General features: G+C 71.8%; 18 protein-coding genes. 4 read left to right on the top strand and 14 right to left on the bottom strand.

Annotation, left to right across the window (positions count from 1 at the left end; genetic code table 11):
• Window positions 1-58: 58 nt before the first annotated feature.
• The 6 genes from kdpC to EDF42_RS02575 form a co-directional block, all read right to left on the bottom strand.
• A complete protein-coding gene (gene kdpC / locus EDF42_RS02595; RefSeq protein ID WP_123671383.1) occupies window positions 59-664 on the bottom strand; it encodes a potassium-transporting ATPase subunit KdpC in 606 nt (201 codons plus the stop codon).
• A 2-nt stretch (window positions 665-666) separates the two neighbouring features.
• Entirely contained in the window at window positions 667-2,760 is a 2,094-nt protein-coding gene (kdpB, locus tag EDF42_RS02590) for a potassium-transporting ATPase subunit KdpB (protein ID WP_123671382.1), read from the bottom strand.
• On the bottom strand, window positions 2,757-4,445 hold the full coding sequence (gene kdpA / locus EDF42_RS02585) for a potassium-transporting ATPase subunit KdpA (protein ID WP_123671381.1): 1,689 nt from the start codon (window positions 4,443-4,445) through the stop codon (window positions 2,757-2,759). Before kdpA ends, kdpB begins: the two co-directional genes overlap by 4 nt.
• Window positions 4,445-4,534 carry a potassium-transporting ATPase subunit F gene (locus tag EDF42_RS02580; RefSeq protein ID WP_017887940.1) on the bottom strand — a complete coding sequence of 30 codons (90 nt, stop codon included), beginning with the start codon at window positions 4,532-4,534 and terminating at the stop codon, window positions 4,445-4,447. Before EDF42_RS02580 ends, kdpA begins: the two co-directional genes overlap by 1 nt.
• Window positions 4,531-4,683 (bottom strand): hypothetical protein, encoded by a 153-nt coding sequence (locus EDF42_RS18800; protein WP_185040724.1) that lies wholly within the window; start codon window positions 4,681-4,683, stop codon window positions 4,531-4,533. The genes EDF42_RS02580 and EDF42_RS18800 overlap by 4 nt, the downstream gene beginning before the upstream one ends.
• 79 nt (window positions 4,684-4,762) lie before the next feature.
• A complete protein-coding gene (locus EDF42_RS02575) occupies window positions 4,763-5,710 on the bottom strand; it encodes a YafY family protein (protein WP_123671573.1) in 948 nt (315 codons plus the stop codon).
• Between the two features lie 62 nt (window positions 5,711-5,772).
• Between EDF42_RS02575 and EDF42_RS02570 the strand changes: the two genes are divergently transcribed.
• Window positions 5,773-6,192 carry a VOC family protein gene (locus EDF42_RS02570; protein ID WP_123671380.1) on the top strand — a complete coding sequence of 140 codons (420 nt, stop codon included), beginning with the start codon at window positions 5,773-5,775 and terminating at the stop codon, window positions 6,190-6,192.
• A 19-nt stretch (window positions 6,193-6,211) separates the two neighbouring features.
• Here EDF42_RS02570 and EDF42_RS02565 read toward each other — a convergent pair whose 3' ends face one another.
• On the bottom strand, window positions 6,212-7,057 hold the full coding sequence (locus EDF42_RS02565) for a putative RNA methyltransferase (protein ID WP_123671379.1): 846 nt from the start codon (window positions 7,055-7,057) through the stop codon (window positions 6,212-6,214).
• A 35-nt stretch (window positions 7,058-7,092) separates the two neighbouring features.
• Between EDF42_RS02565 and EDF42_RS02560 the strand changes: the two genes are divergently transcribed.
• The 3 genes from EDF42_RS02560 to EDF42_RS02550 all read left to right on the top strand — a co-directional run bounded on the left by EDF42_RS02560 (window position 7,093) and on the right by EDF42_RS02550 (window position 9,431).
• Window positions 7,093-7,848 (top strand): SDR family NAD(P)-dependent oxidoreductase, encoded by a 756-nt coding sequence (locus EDF42_RS02560; protein WP_123671378.1) that lies wholly within the window; start codon window positions 7,093-7,095, stop codon window positions 7,846-7,848.
• Window positions 7,849-7,924: 76 nt separating this feature from the next.
• Window positions 7,925-8,863 (top strand): aldo/keto reductase family oxidoreductase, encoded by a 939-nt coding sequence (locus tag EDF42_RS02555; RefSeq protein ID WP_123339551.1) that lies wholly within the window; start codon window positions 7,925-7,927, stop codon window positions 8,861-8,863.
• Window positions 8,864-8,885: 22 nt separating this feature from the next.
• Window positions 8,886-9,431 carry a GNAT family N-acetyltransferase gene (locus EDF42_RS02550; RefSeq protein ID WP_123339413.1) on the top strand — a complete coding sequence of 182 codons (546 nt, stop codon included), beginning with the start codon at window positions 8,886-8,888 and terminating at the stop codon, window positions 9,429-9,431.
• Window positions 9,432-9,512: 81 nt separating this feature from the next.
• Here EDF42_RS02550 and EDF42_RS02545 read toward each other — a convergent pair whose 3' ends face one another.
• The 7 genes from EDF42_RS02545 to EDF42_RS02515 all read right to left on the bottom strand — a co-directional run bounded on the left by EDF42_RS02545 (window position 9,513) and on the right by EDF42_RS02515 (window position 18,084).
• On the bottom strand, window positions 9,513-10,058 hold the full coding sequence (locus EDF42_RS02545; protein WP_123671377.1) for a hypothetical protein: 546 nt from the start codon (window positions 10,056-10,058) through the stop codon (window positions 9,513-9,515).
• Window positions 10,059-10,130: 72 nt separating this feature from the next.
• A complete protein-coding gene (locus EDF42_RS02540; RefSeq protein WP_139179591.1) occupies window positions 10,131-10,343 on the bottom strand; it encodes a hypothetical protein in 213 nt (70 codons plus the stop codon).
• A gap of 64 nt (window positions 10,344-10,407) precedes the next feature.
• Complete coding sequence (locus EDF42_RS02535) at window positions 10,408-10,638, bottom strand: hypothetical protein (protein WP_017887929.1); 231 nt, start codon at window positions 10,636-10,638, stop codon at window positions 10,408-10,410.
• Window positions 10,639-10,672: 34 nt separating this feature from the next.
• Window positions 10,673-13,843, bottom strand: coding sequence for a GH92 family glycosyl hydrolase (locus tag EDF42_RS02530; protein ID WP_260235009.1), 3,171 nt, complete (start codon window positions 13,841-13,843; stop codon window positions 10,673-10,675).
• A 47-nt stretch (window positions 13,844-13,890) separates the two neighbouring features.
• Entirely contained in the window at window positions 13,891-15,492 is a 1,602-nt protein-coding gene (locus tag EDF42_RS02525) for a serine/threonine-protein kinase (RefSeq protein ID WP_123671376.1), read from the bottom strand.
• Window positions 15,493-15,549: 57 nt separating this feature from the next.
• Window positions 15,550-16,350: a phosphatase PAP2 family protein gene (locus tag EDF42_RS02520; RefSeq protein WP_123671375.1), complete on the bottom strand. Its 801-nt coding sequence runs from the start codon at window positions 16,348-16,350 to the stop codon at window positions 15,550-15,552.
• Between the two features lie 48 nt (window positions 16,351-16,398).
• A complete protein-coding gene (locus EDF42_RS02515; protein WP_123671374.1) occupies window positions 16,399-18,084 on the bottom strand; it encodes a bifunctional 3'-5' exonuclease/DNA polymerase in 1,686 nt (561 codons plus the stop codon).
• Between the last annotated feature and the right edge of the window lie 43 nt (window positions 18,085-18,127).

Genomic DNA, 18,127 nt, shown 5'->3' with positions numbered 1-18,127 from the left:
GTGTGGTCATCGCGCCCCAGTGAGTCGGGGCGCGATGACCACCGCGGGGCGCAATCGATCACGAGGACGCCTTCGCCAGCGCGAGGTTCAGGGCCAGCACGTTCACGACGGGCTCGCCGAGGAACCCGAGCTGGCGCGACTCGGTGTGCTCGGTCACGAGCGTCCGCACATCGTCGACCGACATGCCCCGCGCGGACGCCACCCGCTGCACCTGCTGGAGTGCGTACTCGGGGCTGATGTCCGGATCGAGGCCCGAACCCGAGGCGGTGACCGCGTCGGCCGGCACCTCGGACACGGACACGCCGTCGGCCTTCGCGACCTCCTGCTGCCGCTCCTTGACGGCCTTGAGCAGGTCCGGGTTGTTCGGTCCGAGGTTCGAGCCACTGGACGCGTTCGCGTCGTAGCCGTCCTGGCCAGCTGCGGAGGGCCGCGACTGGAACCAGCGATCAGCCTGCTTGCCGGAGAACGACTGCCCGATGATCGAGGACCCCACGACGGCGCCGGACGAGTCGGTGACCTCCGAGCCGTTGGCCTGCTCGTGGAACACCCCCTGCCCGACGCCCCAGACGGTGAGCGGGTAGCCGACGCCGAGCACGACGGTGGCGAGCAGGGTGAGGCGGATCGCCACACCAGCGGAACGGACGGTGGAACGTGCAGATGCCATGACTAGAACCCCGGGATGAGACCGACCACGAGGTCGATCAGTTTGATGCCGATGAAGGGGACGATCACGCCGCCGAGCCCGTAGACGAGCAGGTTGCGGCCGAGGATCGACGACGCTGCGGCGGCGCGGTACTTGACGCCGCGCAGGGACAGCGGGATGAGCGCCACGATGACGAGCGCGTTGAAGACGACGGCCGACAGGATCGCGGACGACGGGCTGTGCAGCCCCATGATGTTCAGGGCCGCGAGCCCGGGGAACGCCGCCTGGAACATCGCCGGGATGATCGCGAAGTACTTCGCGACGTCGTTGGCGATGGAGAAGGTGGTCAGGGCACCACGGGTGATGAGCAGCTGCTTGCCGATCCGGACGACGTCGATGAGCTTGGTCGGGTCGGAGTCGAGGTCGACCATGTTGCCCGCCTCCTTCGCCGCCGTCGTGCCGGTGTTCATCGCGACGCCGACGTCGGCCTGCGCCAGGGCCGGGGCGTCGTTGGTGCCGTCGCCGGTCATCGCGACGAGGTTGCCGCCCTCCTGTTCGCGCTTGATGTACGCGAGCTTGTCCTCCGGGGTGGCCTCGGCCAGGAAGTCGTCGACGCCGGCCTCGTGCGCGATCGCGGCCGCGGTCCGGGGGTTGTCGCCGGTGATCATCACGGTGCGGATGCCCATCGACCGGAGCTCGGCGAACCGTGACGCCATGCCGTCCTTGACGACGTCCTTCAGGTGCACGACGCCGAGCAGGGCGACCGCGCCGTCCGAGGAGCGGCGGCCGACGACCAGTGGGGTGCCGCCCTGGTCGGAGATCTCCGCGACGGTGGAGTCGATCGCGGCGACCAAACCGGCGTCGGGGGTGTCAGCCCAGGCCAGCACCGCTGCAGCGGCACCCTTCCGGATCTGCGACCCGTCCGGCAGGTCGAGCCCCGACATGCGCGTCTGCGCCGTGAACGGCACCTCGACGGCGCCGTCCGGCAGCGCCGGCGTCACCCCGGCGTCAGCAGCGAGCGACACGATCGAACGACCTTCGGGCGTCGAGTCCGCAGCACTCGACAGGGCTGCTGCCGCCATCAGCGAGGCCTCGCTCACGCCCGGCACCGGCACCACCCGTGACGCCCGGCGGTTGCCGTACGTGATGGTGCCGGTCTTGTCGAGCAGCAGGGTCGTGATGTCGCCGGCCGCCTCGACCGCGCGGCCCGACATCGCGAGCACGTTGTGCTGCACGAGCCGGTCCATGCCCGCGATGCCGATCGCGGAGAGCAGGGCCCCGATGGTGGTCGGGATGAGGCAGACGAGCAGGGCGATCAGGACGGGGACGCTGACCGTGGCACCGACGAGTCCCGCGATGGGCTGCATCGTCAGGCAGACGATCACGAAGACGATCGACAGCGAGGCGAGCAGGATGTTCAGCGCGATCTCGTTGGGCGTCTTCTGCCGGGCCGCCCCCTCGACGAGCCGGATCATCCGGTCGATGAAGGTCTCACCCGGGGTCGAGGTGATGCGCACGATGATCCGGTCGGACAGCACCCGGGTGCCGCCGGTGACGGCACTGCGGTCACCGCCGGACTCGCGGATGACCGGTGCGGACTCCCCCGTGACGGCCGACTCGTCGACGGACGCGATGCCGTCGATGACGTCACCGTCACCCGGGATCACCTCGCCGGCGGCGACGACCACCACGTCACCCTTGGCCAGGTCGACCGACGCGACCTCCTCGGTCGCGCTGCCGATCGCCGCTGCGTCGGCCGGGTCGTACCCGACCACCCGGCGGGCGCTCGTGGTTGAGCGGGTCTTCCGCAGGGTGTCGGCCTGCGCCTTGCCGCGGCCCTCGGCGACCGACTCCGCCAGGTTCGCGAAGACGACGGTCAACCAGAGCCACACCGCGATCGCGATGGTGAACGCGGACGGCTCGACGACGGCGGCCGCCGTCGTCAGCGCGGCGCCGACCTCGACGATGAACATGACGGGGTTCCGCCACATCAGTCGCGGATCGAGCTTGCGCAGCGCGCCCGGGAGGCCCGCCACCAGTTGACGGGGTCCGAATGCGGACGAGCGGGTGGCCGGCTCCACTGCGGTGCGCGGTTCCGGCTCGGTGGTCACGGTCATGACAGTCCTTCTGCGAGCGGGCCCAGTGCGAGCACCGGGAAGTAGGTGAGTGCGGTGACGATGACGGCGACGCCGCCGAGCAGCCCGATGAACAGCGGGCGGTGGGTGGGCAGCGTGCCAGCGGTCTCGGGTACGCGGTCCTGGGCGGCGAGGGACCCGGCGAGCGCCAGGACGAACACCATCGGCACGAAGCGGCCGAGCAGCATCACGACACCGAGCGCGGAGTTCATCCACGTGGTGTTCGCGGTGAGTCCGCCGAAGGCCGAGCCGTTGTTGTTCGCACCCGAGGTGAAGGCGTAGAGCAGCTCGGACAGTCCGTGGTTGCCGGGGTTGAAGATCGACGTGCCGAGCACCTGTTCCCGGACACCGGGGATCACGAGCGAGAGTCCGGTCGCGAGGAGCACGAGGGTCGGCGTGACCAGGATGTACAGCGCCGCGAAGGTCATCTCCTTGGCGCGGATCTTCTTGCCGAGGTACTCCGGGGTCCGGCCGACGAGCAGGCCGCCGATGAACACCGTGATGACGGCGAGCACGAGCATGCCGTACAGGCCGGAACCGACACCGCCCGGGGTGACCTCGCCGAGCATCATGTTGAGCATCGCCATCATCCCGCCGATCGGGGTGAAGCTGTCGAACATGCCGTTCACCGCACCGGTCGAGGTCGCGGTCGACGTCGTGCCGAACAGGGTGGTGCCGAGGATCCCGAACCGGGTCTCCTTGCCCTCCATCGCGGCGCCGGCTGCGTGTGTGGCGAGCCCCCCACCGCTGAGCTCGGCGATCGACATCACCGACAGGGACACGAGGAAGATCGCGCCCATCACGGCGAGGATCGCGTAGCCCTGGCGGTCGTCGCCGACCATCCGGCCGAAGGTGCGCGGCAGCGAGAACGGGATGACGAGCATCAGGAAGACCTCGACCAGGTTCGTCCACGCCTGCGGGTTCTCGAACGGGTGCGCCGAGTTGGCGTTGAAGTAGCCGCCGCCGTTCGTGCCGAGTTCCTTGATCGCCTCCTGCGACGCCACGAACCCGTCGGGCAGGTGCTGCGTGCCGCCGACCAGCGTGGTGACGTCGGTGCCGCTCCCCCACGACTGGATGACGCCGCCGGCGACGAGCACGATCGCGAAGACGAACGCGCCGGGCAGCAGCAGTCGACCGACGCCGCGGACGACGTCGACCCACACGTTGCCGAGCGTGCCGGACTTGCGCCGGGCGAACCCGCGGACCAGCGCCACGGCGACGGCGAGCCCGACGGCTGCGGACAGGAAGTTCTGTACCGCGAGGCCGGCCATCTGCACGCTGTACCCGACGGTGGCCTCGGGTGAGTACGACTGCCAGTTCGTGTTCGCGACGAACGACGCCGCGGTGTTGAACGCGAGCGACGGGCCCACGGCGGGCAGCCCGAGGTCGCCGGGCAGCACGACCTGGATGCGCTGCAGCAGGTAGACGAGCAGGAGGCCGACGACGCTGAAGAGCAGCACGCCGCGCAGGTACACGGGCCACGACTGCTCGGCGTCCGGGTCGACCCCGATCAGCCGGTAGACCCCGCGCTCGACCCGGTTGTGCCGGACGGGTGTGAAGACCTTCGCCATCCAGTCGCCGAGAGGACGGTAGGCGACGACGAGCAGCAGGACGAGCGTGGCGACCTGGACGATCCCCGCCCAGACGTCCGCGGTGCCCGCGCCCATCAGAACCGCTCCGGACGCACGAGCGCCCAGACGAGGTACACGACTGCGGCGATGCCGAGGACGGCGGCCGCGATGGTGATGCCGATCACAGCCGTTCCACCCCCTTGGCGATCAGTGCCACCACGCCGAACACGGCGAGGACACCGGCGACGACGAACACGTCGAACACGAGGGACTCCAGAAGGTCTGCGGTGTCCGCGCCGGGCGACGCGGACGGCACCACGTGTGGTGCCGTCACCGATGCTGGGTCCTGCGCCGGGCCTCCTGGCCGCTCCTAACGGTTTCCTCACGCCGCCCCGGCGGACGCATGCGCCCCGCTAACGCGCGCTCGCCGCCCGGAGCCGCGTCGCCAGCGCACCGACGGCGACGCGGAGGTCCTCGGGACCCTCGACGACGAAGTCGACCGCGAACCCCGCGAACGCTCCGGCGAGCCCCGACCAGGACCACGAACCGAGCGTCACCCGGCTCCGCTCGTCGGACAGGGGTACGACGACGGCGTCCTCGGGCAGGTAGGGCGTGATCGTCCGTGCGTCCACGGCCGTCACGGTGACCGAACCGACGCACGGCCACACGTCGGCCTGCGCCGATCCCTTGAACCGCGCCGACACGAAGGCCGCGGGGTCGCCACCGGGCACGGGCCGCTGGGTGAAGGGCACCCGTGTGCGCATCCGTGGGGTGATCCGGTCGACACGGTGGGTGCGCCAGTCGTCGCGGTCGAGGTCCCAGTCGAGCAGGTACCAGCGGCCGTTCCGGGCGACGACGGCGTGCGGTTCCACCCGGTGCGGGGTCTCGTCCTCGCCGTACCCGAACCGGAACACCTCGCGCAGGTGGACGGCCTCGCTCACCGCGACGAGCACGTCCGGGTCGGTGCGGGTCCGCCCGGACGTCGAGACCGCCTGCACCGCGTCGATGCGCGACCGGAGCCGCGCGGGCATGACCTGCCGGACCGTCGCCAGTGCTCGGGCAGCCGACTCCGCGATGTCCGCGCCCGACGCGGGCGCGACGGCGAGCGCCAGGGCGATCGCCACCGCCTGGTCGTCGTCGAACAGCAGGGGCGGCAGGTCCGAGCCCGCCGCGAGTCGGTACCCGCCAGCGGGTCCGCGGAGCGCCTCCACCCGGTACCCGAGCTCGCGGAGCCGGTCGACGTCGCGGCGGACCGTGCGGGGGCTGACCTCGAGGCGTCCGGCGAGCTCGTCGCCCGGCCAGTCGCGGTGCACCTGCAACAGCGACAGCAGCGCGAGCATGCGCGAGGAGGGTCCGGCCATGTCGATCATTCTCGTCGGAGAAGCGGACACGATCTGACCGCATTGCCGGTCATCCTCGTTCCATGAGCATCGAAACGACAACCCACCTCAACTTCGACGGCAACGCCCGCGAGGCCCTCGACTTCTACGCATCGGTCTTCGGCGGCGATGTCACCGCCGCCACCTACGGGCAGATGGGCGCCCTGGACGATCCCGCCTGGACGGACCGCGTCGTCTTCGGCCAGGTCTCCACCGACGCCGGTTTCCGGGTCATGGCCTTCGACGTCTGGCCCGGGCAGCCCTACGACCAGGGATCGAACGCGTTCTACGTGTTCGTGCACGGCGACGACACCGTCGAGATCGAGCGGTACTGGGCCGTGCTGTCCGACGGCGCCGATATCCGGCAGCCCCTCGCTCCCTCGGCCTGGGCGCCGCTCGCCGGGCAGCTCCGCGACCGGTTCGGCGTGGTCTGGCAGCTCGACGTCGCCCCGGCCGACCGCTAGCGCGTTCCGAGGGCCGCGGTCAGCGCGTCGGCGACCACGTCGACACCGTGACCGCGGCCGTCACCGTCGCCGGGGCGAACACCGCGTCCGGTGCGACGTGGTGGTGGCTCGGCCCCATGTGCACGACGTCGTGGACGTCCTCGGCGGAGAGGTCCATCGTCCAGGTCAGGTCCTCGGAGGACCGTAGGACGAACGACGGTGTGAGCGAGTCGTGCAGCCGCCGCTCCTTCTCCGGGTCGACGGAGATCGTCGCCTCGGCCAGCTCTGCCAGGTGGCCGGTGCGCGGGGTCACGACGACCAGCACGCCGTCGGGGTGCAGGGCGCGGGCGTACTCGGTCTGGTTGCGCGGTGCGAAGACGTCGAGGACGACGGCGGCAGCGTGGTCGACGACCGGGAGGCGCTCGGTCACGTCCCCGACGACGGCTCCGGCACGTTCGTGGACGCGGGCCGCCCGTCGGATCGCGATGGCCGACAGGTCCAACGCGACCCCGAGCCTCCCGTCCGTACCGTCCGTACCGTCCGTACCGTCCGGAACGTGCGCTGCGTCCAGCGCATGCGCCAGGTACGTTCCCGGACCGGACCCGACGTCGAGCACGATGCCGGGGGCCGTCGCCTCGGCGACGGCGTCAGCGAGCGCCCGCTCGACGGGCGCGTAGTGCCCGCGCCCCAGGAACCGCAGCCGCGCGTCGACCATCTCCGGGGTGTCCGCGGTGAGCGCCCGACGCTTCGCCGGCAGGAGCGTCAGGTGGCCCTGCTTCGCCTCGTCGAACCGGTGCCCGGTCGCACAGCCGACCTGGCCGTCCACCCGGCCGAGGGGCTCGGCGCACACGGGGCAGGCGAGCATCGGCAGCAGGTCGTCACGCACCGGCCCAGCGTACGGGGCCTCGCTAGCCTGGCCGGATGTCGCTGCAGCAGCTCTTCGGTCTCGACGGACGCACCGCCCTGGTGACGGGAGGCAGTTCCGGCATCGGACGCGCCATCGCCACCGCACTCGCCGACGCGGGTGCGCACGTGCTCGTCGCTGCTCGGACACGGTCAACCATCGACGCTACGGTCGACGACGTCCGCGCCGCTGGAGGTTCGGCCGACGGCATCGTCGCGGACCTGTCCTCGCGTGCCGGAGCACACGCCCTCGCCGACGCGGCGGGCGACGTCGACGTCCTCGTGAACTCCGCGGGGATCAACCTCCGGCCGCCGATGGCCGACCTCGACGAGGCCACCTGGGACGCCACGATGGCCGTGAACCTCGACGCACCCTTCGTGCTCGGCCAGCGGCTCGCGCCCGGCATGGCAGCACGTGGCCACGGCCGGATCATCAGCATCAGCTCGCAGCAGGCGCACCGTCCGTTCGCCGCGAGCGGCGCGTACGGGGTCTCCAAGGCCGGCCTGGAGGCACTGGCCCGGTCCCAAGCGGAGGCCTGGTCCGCGCAGGGGGTCACCTCCAACGTCCTCATCCCCGGTTTCGTGCGCACCCCGCTCAACGAGCGGCTCGGTTCCGACCCGGCCGCGGTGTCAGCGCTCGCGGCGCGGACGCTGGTCGGCCGGAACGGACTCGCGTCGGACTTCGCCGCGGCGGCGGTGTTCCTCGCCGGCCCCGGGTCGGCCTACGTCACCGGGCAGTCGATCGCGGTCGACGGAGGGTTCTCCGTCCACTGAGCGGGTGCCCGATGCGCCGGCCTGGGGTACTGGCAGGGCCTGCCTGCACCGGGGACCGGCTGGCAGGATCGTGGGCGTGAAGACACTGGAGTTGCCACAGACGGACCTCACCGCATCCGACGTCGTCGTCGGCTTGATGCGGATCAACGACATGAGCGACGAGGACATCCGCGCGCTCTACAGCGCCTCGCGTGACGCGGGCGTGAACATGTTCGACCACGCCGCGGTGTACGGCGAGTGGCACGGCTGCGAGGAGCGGTTCGGCGCGGCCGTCACGCTGTCGCCCGCGGAGCGCGCCGAGATCGTGCTGCAGACCAAGGTCGGCATCCGACCGACGCCGAAGGGCGCGTACTTCGACTTCTCGTACGAGCACATCCTCGAGTCCGTGCACGAATCGCTCGCCGCGCTGCAGACCGAGTACGTCGACGTCCTGCTCCTGCACCGCCCCGACGCCCTGGTCGAGCCCGAAGAGGTCGCGAAGGCCTTCGACGAGCTGCACGCCGCCGGCAAGGTGCACCACTTCGGGGTCTCGAACCACACCCCCGGCCAGGTCGACCTGCTCAAGAAGCACGTCCGCCAGCCGCTCGCGTTCAACCAGGTGCAGCTGAGCATCACCCACGCCAACGTCATCGCGCAGGGCCTCACGGCGAACATGGGTGGCCTCGACCAGTCGATCTCCCGCGACAACGACATACTCAACTACTCGCGGATCAACGACATCACGCTGCAGGCCTGGTCGCCGTTCCAGAAGGGGTTCTTCGACGGCGTCTTCCTCGGCGACCGCGAACAGTACGCCGACCTCAACGACGCCCTCGAGGAGATCGCCGCCGCGCACGGGGTCACCCCGACCGGCATCGCCGTCGCCTGGATCACCCGGCACCCCGCGCACTTCCAGGTCGTCCTCGGCACGACGAACCCGCAGCGTGTCCGCGACTCGGCGGCCGGCTCGGACGTCGAGCTGTCGCGTGAGGAGTGGTACCGGATCTTCACCGCTGCGGGGCACACCGTTCCGTGAGTCCGTCGGGCAGGGTGGAGTCGTGCTCCACGACCTCACCCTGCCCGTCCGCCTGTCCGCCCGCGCCGGTTCGGTGGTGGTGCGGAACGCGGCCGACGGCGACCTCGACGCCCTGATGGCGCTGTTGTCCGACGACCCGATCAGTGCCGCCCGCGGCGATGTCGCCGCCCCGGAGGACCGCCCGCAGTACGCCGCGGCCCTTCGATCGATCACCGAGGACCCGACGAACGCGCTGCTGGTCGCCGAGGACGAGTCCGGTCGGCTCGTCGGCACACTGCAGCTCACCCGGATCCCGGGCATGGCCCGCCGCGGTTCGACGCGGCTGCTCGTCGAGGCGGTGCGGGTCAGCAGCGCACTCCGCTCCGGTGGCATCGGCAGCGCGCTGATGCGCTGGGTGACCGACGTCGCAGCGCCGGACCTCGGGACCCCGCTCGTGCAGCTCACCTCGGACGCCGCCCGGACGGATGCGCACCGGTTCTACGAGCGCCTCGGCTTCACCGGATCGCACGTCGGCTTCAAGTACCGGGTCCCCGACCCTTCCGCCATCCCGCCTGATATGTCACACTGAGACCAGTCGCCCCATCGAGGTGGGTGCGGAAGTGATCCCCGGGAGCTCCTGCGGTATAGCGGGGCCCGGGGATTCGCGCGTTCACCGACGGTGTTCGTGGACGCTCAGCACGTGATCCAGCTGCTCGAGATAGGCCGTTTCCCCTCGCCGAGCCAGCGCGACCACGCCGCAGACCGCATCCGCCGCCCAGAGAAGTGGCTCGCGACCACCCGGCAGGTGCTCGAACACGAGCCCGTGAACCAACTTGCGTGACCGCAGGGCGTCAAGGTGCGCGCGATCGTTCCGGTCCGAGGGCCCGCGAGATTCGAGGACAACTCGGTCGACACCGCTCGCGCGGAGTTCGAGGATCAAGTGCTCAAGAGCAAGACGGCGACGACGCTCGCTCCGGACGGATCGGTCAGTCACGATCACGACCCCGATGGCTTCGAACGGATGGTCGCACAGCATCCCGACGATCCCGGTACGGTGCCGGGCGTCGCTCTCAGACCAGTGCAGCTTCCGCGCCGATCGTGGCTTGATGGCGCAGAGCGAGTCCCGGAACCGCTCAGCATCGCTGTCGGCAACCGTCACCGCCCCGAGGATGTACGCGCCGGGGTCACGTTCGTCTCCGGGCTCGGACTCGTCCACGTAAGCCGTCGGTACCATTCTGGAATACTAACGACCAGATGGGGCCGCATGGCCAATTCGACCGGGCGCGCGCTAGTCGTCGGAGGCGGAGCCCGCAGACCTCGGCGTCGGCACGTTCACGTCGACCGGGGACACCCCGGCGGGGTCGGCGGAGGCACCACCCACGACGTCGAACGAGATCCCGAGCATCGCCGGGTCCTCGTCGAGTTCGAGCCCGTCTTGACGGACCTGGTCCTCTGGGATTGCACGGCCACCGGACGGGTCCCACGAGTTCGCGATCGACATGCGCACGAGCATGCCCGAGCCGCTTGGCAATCGCCCAAGAAACCCCGGAGGACCCCCGGAACGGTCAGAGGTCGTCCGGGTGCAGCCGCTCGCCGGCGTGCGGACGCCGGAACACCGGGCCGCCGCCGGCCTCGTCCTCATCGTGGTGGCTGACGGGCGAGACGCTCGGGTCGGCGGAGTCGTCGCCGACGTCGGCGCCGCGGTCCTCCTCCATCTCGAGTTCGGACTCGTCACTGCCGTCCACGGGGATGGACCGGCCCTGCTGTTCGGGATCGAACGGTGCGCTCATCGACATGGCGCGAGCATGCTCCCGCTCGGTGAACGCCGGGTCAACGCTGTCCGTCGGCCGCGATGAGCTCGAGCTGCGTCAGCGTCAGGTCGGTGCCGGCGGTGAACGTGAACGACGAACCACCGCCGATGATCCGGAACACCCGGGTCTGCCCGGCCCACGTGAACTCGGCACCGTCGACCGCCGTGACCGTCTCGCCGAGGGACACCTGCCACGAGTACGAACCCGGGGTCGCCACCGTCACGGTGTACAGCGACGCGGCGGGGCAGTCCACGTCGAACGACACCGACTCCCCCGCGGCGAGCGCCGTGAGGGTCCGTCCGGTGTCGTCGACCAGTGGCGACGAGCCCTTCGAGGACATCCCGACGGGCAGCAGGTCGACCGGGGCGTCCCGGTAGCCGTGCACCTCGGAGGCCGAGACCGGGCGGGTGTCCGATGCCCACCCCTGCGGTTCGGACGACAGCGTGAAGACGATGCGCGACGCCGACACCACCACGTGGTGCGGGATGCTGACCGAGGTCCAGGGCGAGCCGTCGACCGTCACCGACGCGACGTAGGCACCTGCGGAACCGTCGGCGACCTCGATGACGGTCTCCGCGCCTCCCGGCTGCCGCAGCACCGTCCTGCGGACCGACGGCGGGACGAGCACGTAGGTGCCCGTGGACGGCGCCAGCGGGTACAGGCCGATCGTCGCGAAGACGTACCAGGCGCTCATCTCGCCGTTGTCCTCGTCGCCGGGGTAGCCCTGGCCCAGGTCGGAACCGACGAAGAGTCGTTCCAGAGCCGAGCGGACGATCCGGTGCGCGTCGTCGTGCCGACCGGTGAACATCGGGAAGAACGGGATGTGGTGCGCCGGCTGGTTGGACAGGCCGAGCATGCCCATCCGGACGTCGCGGGCCTCGGTCATCTCGTGGATGGGGAAGCCGTACGCGCCGGATCGGACGGTCGCGCCGGTCTCGGGCGTCGCGAAGAAGGCGTCGATCGTGGCGTCGAACCGCGCCGGGCCGCCGTGCAGGTCCACGATGCCGGCGCCGTCGTGGGGTGCGGTGAAGGCAGTACCCCACGCGTTCGTCTCGGTGTAGTCGTCGCCCCAGTCGCGCGGGTCGAACTCGGTGCCGACCCGCCACGAGCCGTCGGGGTCGCGGCCGATGAAGAAGCCCCGCTCGGAGTCGAACACGTGCCGGTACTGCAGCGATCGACGGGCGAACCACTCCGCCTCGGCCTCGTACCGGGACAGGTCGGCGGGCGTGCCCGCCCGCGACGCGAGCAGCCCCGCCATCACCGCGAGTCCCCAGTCGTTGATGGCGGCGTCGAGGGTCCAGGACATCCCCTCGGACGTCGCGGTGTCGACGTGGCCGCGGAAGGCGCCCGGGAGGCTCCCCTTCCGTCCGACACGCTCGTCACGCGGCGGGACGGTCGCGTTCCGCACGGCGCTCCGGTACGCCTCGGCGAGGTCGAACCCGGTGATGCCCTTCGCCGCGAGGTCGGCGAAGACGGTGTCGCTCGTGGTGCCCGTCATGCAGTCCTCGGCGCCGGGGGCGCTCCAGCGCGGCGTCCACCCGCCGTCGTGGTGGTGCTCGACGAAGCCCTGCGCGAGCTCGCCGGCGGTCTCCGGGGTGAGGAGTCCGAGGAGCGGCCAGGCGGTGCGGTAGGTGTCCCAGAACCCGTTCGTGGTGGTGAACGGCCCCTCGACGACCTCCGGCCCGGGCTCGTCGCGGATCGGGTCGGCGAGGACGGCTCCGTACGGGGAGCGGTGGTGCGGCGACCCGGTCAGGGCGGTCTCGCCGGCACGGTTCGGGTAGAGGAACAGCCGGTAGAGGCCGGAGTACAGGCTCACCAGCTGGTCCGGGGTGGCTCCGTCGAACGACAGGGTCGCGAGCTTCTCCGTCCAGAGCGCCTCGGCGCGGGTGCCCATGGCGTCGAAGGAGCCGGCGGCGTCGAGGTTCGCGCGGGCGTCCTCGATGGAGACGGTGGAGATGCCGAGCAGGACGTCGACGACAGCGGTGCCGTCCACGGCCAGCCAGCCGCGCAGCTCGTGCTCGCCGATGCTGGTGTGGTCCGCGGTCACGTGCGGGATCCGGACGTGCACGTGGTGTGGCGGGGTGCCGGGGCGGTCGTCGAGCAGGGCCTCGACCACGGCGGTGCCGTCGGTCACGGTCACGGAGACGTCGGAGACCCACCCGTGGTGGTCGAGCACGATGCTGCGGGTGCCGGTGAACCGGAAGCCGAGGGCGAACTCCCCCGCGGTCATCTCGGCCGTCACACCCTGGTCGAGGGCGACCCGGTACCGGTGCGGACCGTCGATCTCGTCGTCGTGGTCGAAGCCGAGCGCGCGGGCGGCCCGGTCGACGTCGGGGGTGTCGAGTGGCGACGGCATGACCTGGAACACCCCGCGGTCCCCCATCCACGGCGACGGGATGTGGCTCGTCGCGAACGCCTGGATCGCCGGTCGAACCCGGCCGTCGGCTTCGGTGCGGGAGTGCTCCTGGTACGCGTACGGCCAGCGGTTGCTCGACGCGTCGGTCATCGGCAGGCCGAAGACCCCGCCGTGCGGGATGCCGACGAGCGGCGCGTTGTTGCCGCGGGAGAACCGGGACGAAGCCTGCGTGCCGCGGGTCGTGCGGACGTGGTCGAGCGGCGTGACCGGTGCCGGGCGTGCCGGGGCGATCCGGACGTCGTCGAGCCAGCCGCGCAGGGCTGGACGCTCCCCGTCGGCGTCCGACGGCTGCGTGACGGAGCCGAGCCGGGCCTCCAGTCGGTCGACGACCAGCCCCGCGAACGGCGTGAGGTCCACCGCGCGACGGTTCCACTGGTCGACCCACTGCTTGCGGGCCGCGTCCTGCGCCTCGGGCGTGAGCGGGTCGCCGTACTGGTCGCGAGCCTGTCCGCCACGCACGGCCTCGCGCTCGCTCAGTCGTGTGCCGTCGGTGAAGACGACGTCGACGGCGAAGGCCGTGGCGTCCCAGAAGTGCGGCAGGTCCGCCTCGGTGGGCTCGGTGGCGCCCTGCGGCAGCGTGCGTTCGGGGAACCAGACCCACGACAGTTCGTCGCCGGGTGCGACCACTCGGCCACCGGAGCCGGGGACGAGCGCCACGACGGCACCGTCACCCGCTGGTCGCTCGACCAGCCACCCCTCCGACGATCCGAAGCCGACACCGTTCCGCGCCGCGACGGCCGTCGTCGGCCCACCGCTCCGTTGCAGTTCTCGCACGGGTCCAGCGTATTTGGTCCAGCGTCTGGACGAAAACGCTCGGCGTGTCAGCCCTTGTTCTGCCCGGGCGCGTTCTCGGACTTGCCGGGCCCGGAGTCGACCGCGGTGTCCGCCGCGCCGGTGCCGTCCTGGGGTTGCTGCACCGGGTTGGACGCCGGGCTGCTCGGCTCGGGACCGACCGGCGGGTCCTGCGTCGGTTGCGCCGGTTCGCTCGGTTCCTCGCTCGGCTGCTCAGCAGGCTCGGACGGTTGCTCGGCCGGTTCGGAGGGCTGCTGCTCGGCCGGTTCGCTCGGCTGCTGCTGCTCGTCGCTCGGCTGTTGGTCCTCGCTCGGCTCCTGCTCGGGCGGTGCGGTCGAGGTCGAGTCCGTCGGTGCGGGCGTGCTGTCGCCGTCCCCGTTCAGGGCGAAGACCGCGACGCCGATGCCGACGAGCACCAGGATCACCACGACGATCGCCGTGATGATCGGTCCCTTGCGCCGCTTCTCGCGCTGCGCCGGGTCGTCGCCGGCGCCCGGGCGGACGGGCGGGGCCGCGGGTGGCACCCCTCCGGCTGCGCCGGTCGGGCCGCCGGCGCCGCGCTGGGCACCGAGGACGGTGGTCGAAACGTCGTCCGCGACGTTCGGCTGCTGGGCGTCCGTCACGCGGGTCGCGTCGTCCGCACCCGACTGTCCACCCGGACGGGAGGCGCCAGTCGCCGGCATCACGCGGGTCGCGTCGTCCGCGTGCGCGGCCATCGGAGCCGTGGCTGCGGCGGCGGCACCGGCTGCGGCAGCGCCGGCCGCACCGCCTGCGGCCGCCGTGAGTGTTCCGGGCCCGCCGGGCAGCAGCTGCGTGGCGGTGGAGGGCTCGTCGCGGCCCAGGGCGCGCAGTCGTTCGGCCGCCTCGGCCGCGCTCGGGCGCTCGGAGGGGTCCTGCGCGGTCATCACGTGCAGCAGCGTGCGCCAGGCCGTCGGCAGGTGCTGGTCGATCTCCGGGCTGCGGGTCAGCCGCGCGGTCGCGGACTCGATCGCACTGCCCGGGAACGGCGTCTTGCCGGTCATGCACTCGAGCAGCACCAGCCCGAGCGCGTAGACGTCGGCCTTGCCGGTGATCTCCTGCGCGAGGACCTGCTCCGGCGCCAGGTACGCAGCCGTCCCCATCACGGTGCCGGTGCCGGTCACGCGCGAGGCGTCCCGGAGCAGGGCGATGCCGAAGTCGGCGAGCTTGACGTGGGTGCCGTCGCGTTCGAGCAGCACGTTGGCGGGCTTCACGTCGCGGTGGACGATGCCCTGCGCGTGCACGGCGCTCAGCCCGTCGGCCACCTGCGAGCCGACACGGGCCGCGGTCGTGGGGTCGAGCGGTCCCTCGCGGAGTCGGGTGGCGAGGTCGCTGCCGGGGACGAGCTCCATGACGAGGTACGAGTCCCCGTCCTCGTCGTCGAGGGCGGCGTCGTACAGGGTGACGAGGGTCGGGCTGCGCAGTGTCGCGAGGGTCTGGATCTCCGACTCGGCTCGGGCGCGTTCACCGTGGTCGACCGGTCCGATGCGGAACACCTTGACGGCGACCTCGCGGCCGAGTTGCTCGTCGACCGCCCGGTACACGGACGCCATGCCACCGTGTCCGAGCGTGCCCGTGACGCGGTACCTGCCGCCGAAGACCCGTTCTTCCATGCGGGGCAACCTACCCGTAACGGCTGACGGGGCTCTGCCGCCGGTCCCTGATCCGGGTCAGTCCGGGGTGGGTTCGGCACCGTGGCGGAGCGCCGTCAGGTACAGCCGGTGCGCCGTGATCACGAGGGCGAGCCAGGCGAGCCCCAGCGCCCACGCCGCCAGAACGTCGGTGAGCCAGTGGTGCCCGAGGAACACCCTCGAGGCCCCGACCGACAGCACGAACAGGGTGCCGACAACGATCGTCCACACCCGCGTGACGACCCGCGACTGTCGCAGGAGCAGCAGGTACACGATCGTCCCCACGATCACCGTCGCGTTGAGGGTGTGGCCGGACGGGAACGACGGCGAGTGCTCGTACGGCGGCACCGCGTCGGAGAGCGGCGGACGCGCTCGACCGATGAGGTCCTTGCCCGCGATCGTCATGAGCAGCGAGCCGCCACTCGCCGCGACGAGCAGCACCAACGGGGTCCACGCCCGACGCTGGATGGTGAACCCGACCAGGAACCCGAGGGCGACGATGGGCATGCCGATCGTGCCCGCGATGTCGGTCCACCACGTGACCAGGCGATCCCCCACGGGCGACCGGAGGGTGAGTGCCCAGTCGAGCACCGGACGGTCGAGCACCGCGACGTCGTCGGCTTCGCGGACGGCGTCGTAGACCTCGGAGGCGAGCCAGGTCGCAACGACGGCGATGCCGATCCCGACGGCCAGCGTGAGCAGCAGGAGCGGCATCGCGCCGTACCGGTGGCCGAGGGTGGTCCACCCCTGCGCGGTCGCCCGGCCCGCGCGGGTGCGCCAGCGGGTGAGGTCGACCTCGCCGACGGTGCGGTCGGCGGCGTCCCCGCGTTCGGTGTCCATCCCTCCAGCCTGCCCGAAGCGCCCGGGAACCGCCGAGGCAGGTACCGGTCAGTCCTTCGCCTCGGAGTACGCCCCCACCACCGCGACCGACAGCGGGAACGTCACCGGGAAGTCCTGGAACAACAGCCGACCGGCATCGACCGCGGCGTCACGGATCTGCGTCGCCACCCACTCGGCGTGCTCCTCCGGCGCGTGCACCACGATCTCGTCGTGCACGAAGAACACCAGGTGCGGGCCGTCCGTCACGGCCCCGGGGAACCGCGCGGTGAGCCGGGAGCGCAACGACCCCATCCACGCGAGCGCCCACTCGGCCGCGGTCCCCTGCACCACGAAGTTCCGGGTGAACCGCCCCCAGCTCCGCGCCCGGGACTCGACGGCACGCTGCATCGCCGGGGTCCCCTCGACCGTGTAGGCCTGGTTCCTGGCCTCGAACCACGACGACTCCGGCACGGGCGACGTCCGACCGAGCAGCGTCGTGACGGGTTCGCCCCGCTCCCCCGCGCGTGCGGCGCGTTCGACCAGGTCGAGCGCGCGCGGGAACGCCCGCACCAGGCGCGGGACGAGCCGACCACCCTCGCCCTGGGTGGCGCCGTACATCGCGCCCAGCATGGCCACCTTCGCCTGCTGCCGGGTCTCGACTGCGCCCGAGGCCACGACGCCGTCGTACAGGTCGCGTCCGTCGCCCGCGGAGGCCATCGCGCGGTCACCGGCCATCGCGGCGAGCACGCGCGGCTCCAGCTGCGCAGCGTCAGCCACGACGAGCTTCCAGCCCGGGTCGGCGACGACCGCCCCGCGGATGCCCTTCGGCAGCTGCATCGCTCCCCCGCCGTCGGCCGCCCAGCGTCCGGTCACGACGCCGCCGACCACGTACTTCGGGTGGAACCGGCCGTCGCGCACCCAGTCGTCGAGCCACGTCCAGCCGTTCGCAGTCAGGAGCCGCGCGAGTCGCTTGTACTCGAGCAGCGGTTCGATGACGGGGTGCTCGATCTCCTGCAGCTCCCACTTGCGGGTGCTCGTCACCATGAGCCCGGCACGGCGCAACGACCGCAGGACGTCGGCCGGCGAGTCCGGGTTGAGCGTCGGGTCGTCGAGGCGCTCACGGACGACGGCGGCGATCTCCTCGAGCCGGCGCGGCCGCACGCCGTACGGGACGCGCGGCCCGAGCGTCTCCTCGAGCAAGCGTTCGTGCACGTCGGCACGCCACGGCAGCCCCGCGTGCAGCATCTCCGCCGCGACGAGGGCTCCGGCGGACTCCGCCGTCGTCAGCAGACGGAGGGCACCGGGCGACGTCGACCCCGCGACCGCCGCGAGCTGGGCCCGGAACTCGGCGACCGGGTCGACGTCGTCGTCCGGCACCGACGCGGTGAACAGGGCGTCGTCGAAGAGCTGGGCCTGCGTCGGCCGGACGACCCGGGCCTCCGCCACCGGCGCGTCGAGCGCGTCCGCCGGTGCGGCCGCGAGTGCGGAACCGCGCGCGGCCAACGCTGCGCGCAGGATCCGTCGGCACAACCGCAGGTCGACGCAGCGCCCCACGCGTCCGCCGGCGGCGAGCACGGCCGGGTACCAGCGTGCGGTGTCGTCCCACACCCAGCGCACGCTCGGTGCGTCGTGCGCCGCGACGAAGGCCGGGAGGCCCGACTCGTCCACGCGCATCGGCTCACCATCAGCGGTCCCCGAGTCGGTCAGGGGCGTCGCGAGGACGCCGCCGTCGACACGGCGGAGGACGAGGTGCACGGAACGATCATGCCGTGCCCCACCGTCACCGGCTGACGGGGCG

The organism is Curtobacterium sp. PhB172 (genome assembly GCF_003752545.1).
Lineage (GTDB): Bacteria > Actinomycetota > Actinomycetes > Actinomycetales > Microbacteriaceae > Curtobacterium.
The sequence above is the reverse complement of the archived record's forward strand: the minus strand, read 5'-3'. Positions and strand labels throughout refer to the sequence as shown.

Excerpts from the sequence above, each read along its gene's own strand:
- EDF42_RS02570 (WP_123671380.1), top strand. The coding sequence starts at position 5,773 with ATGAGCATCGAAACGACAACCCACCTCAACTTCGACGGCAACGCCCGC.
- EDF42_RS02520 (WP_123671375.1), bottom strand. The coding sequence starts at position 16,350 with ATGGACACCGAACGCGGGGACGCCGCCGACCGCACCGTCGGCGAGGTC.
- EDF42_RS02575 (WP_123671573.1), bottom strand. The coding sequence starts at position 5,710 with ATGGCCGGACCCTCCTCGCGCATGCTCGCGCTGCTGTCGCTGTTGCAG.
- EDF42_RS02525 (WP_123671376.1), bottom strand. The coding sequence starts at position 15,492 with ATGGAAGAACGGGTCTTCGGCGGCAGGTACCGCGTCACGGGCACGCTC.
- EDF42_RS02540 (WP_139179591.1), bottom strand. The coding sequence starts at position 10,343 with ATGTCGATCGCGAACTCGTGGGACCCGTCCGGTGGCCGTGCAATCCCA.
- kdpC (WP_123671383.1), bottom strand. The coding sequence starts at position 664 with ATGGCATCTGCACGTTCCACCGTCCGTTCCGCTGGTGTGGCGATCCGC.
- kdpA (WP_123671381.1), bottom strand. The coding sequence starts at position 4,445 with ATGGGCGCGGGCACCGCGGACGTCTGGGCGGGGATCGTCCAGGTCGCC.
- kdpB (WP_123671382.1), bottom strand. The coding sequence starts at position 2,760 with ATGACCGTGACCACCGAGCCGGAACCGCGCACCGCAGTGGAGCCGGCC.
- EDF42_RS02560 (WP_123671378.1), top strand. The coding sequence starts at position 7,093 with ATGTCGCTGCAGCAGCTCTTCGGTCTCGACGGACGCACCGCCCTGGTG.
- EDF42_RS02535 (WP_017887929.1), bottom strand. The coding sequence starts at position 10,638 with ATGTCGATGAGCGCACCGTTCGATCCCGAACAGCAGGGCCGGTCCATC.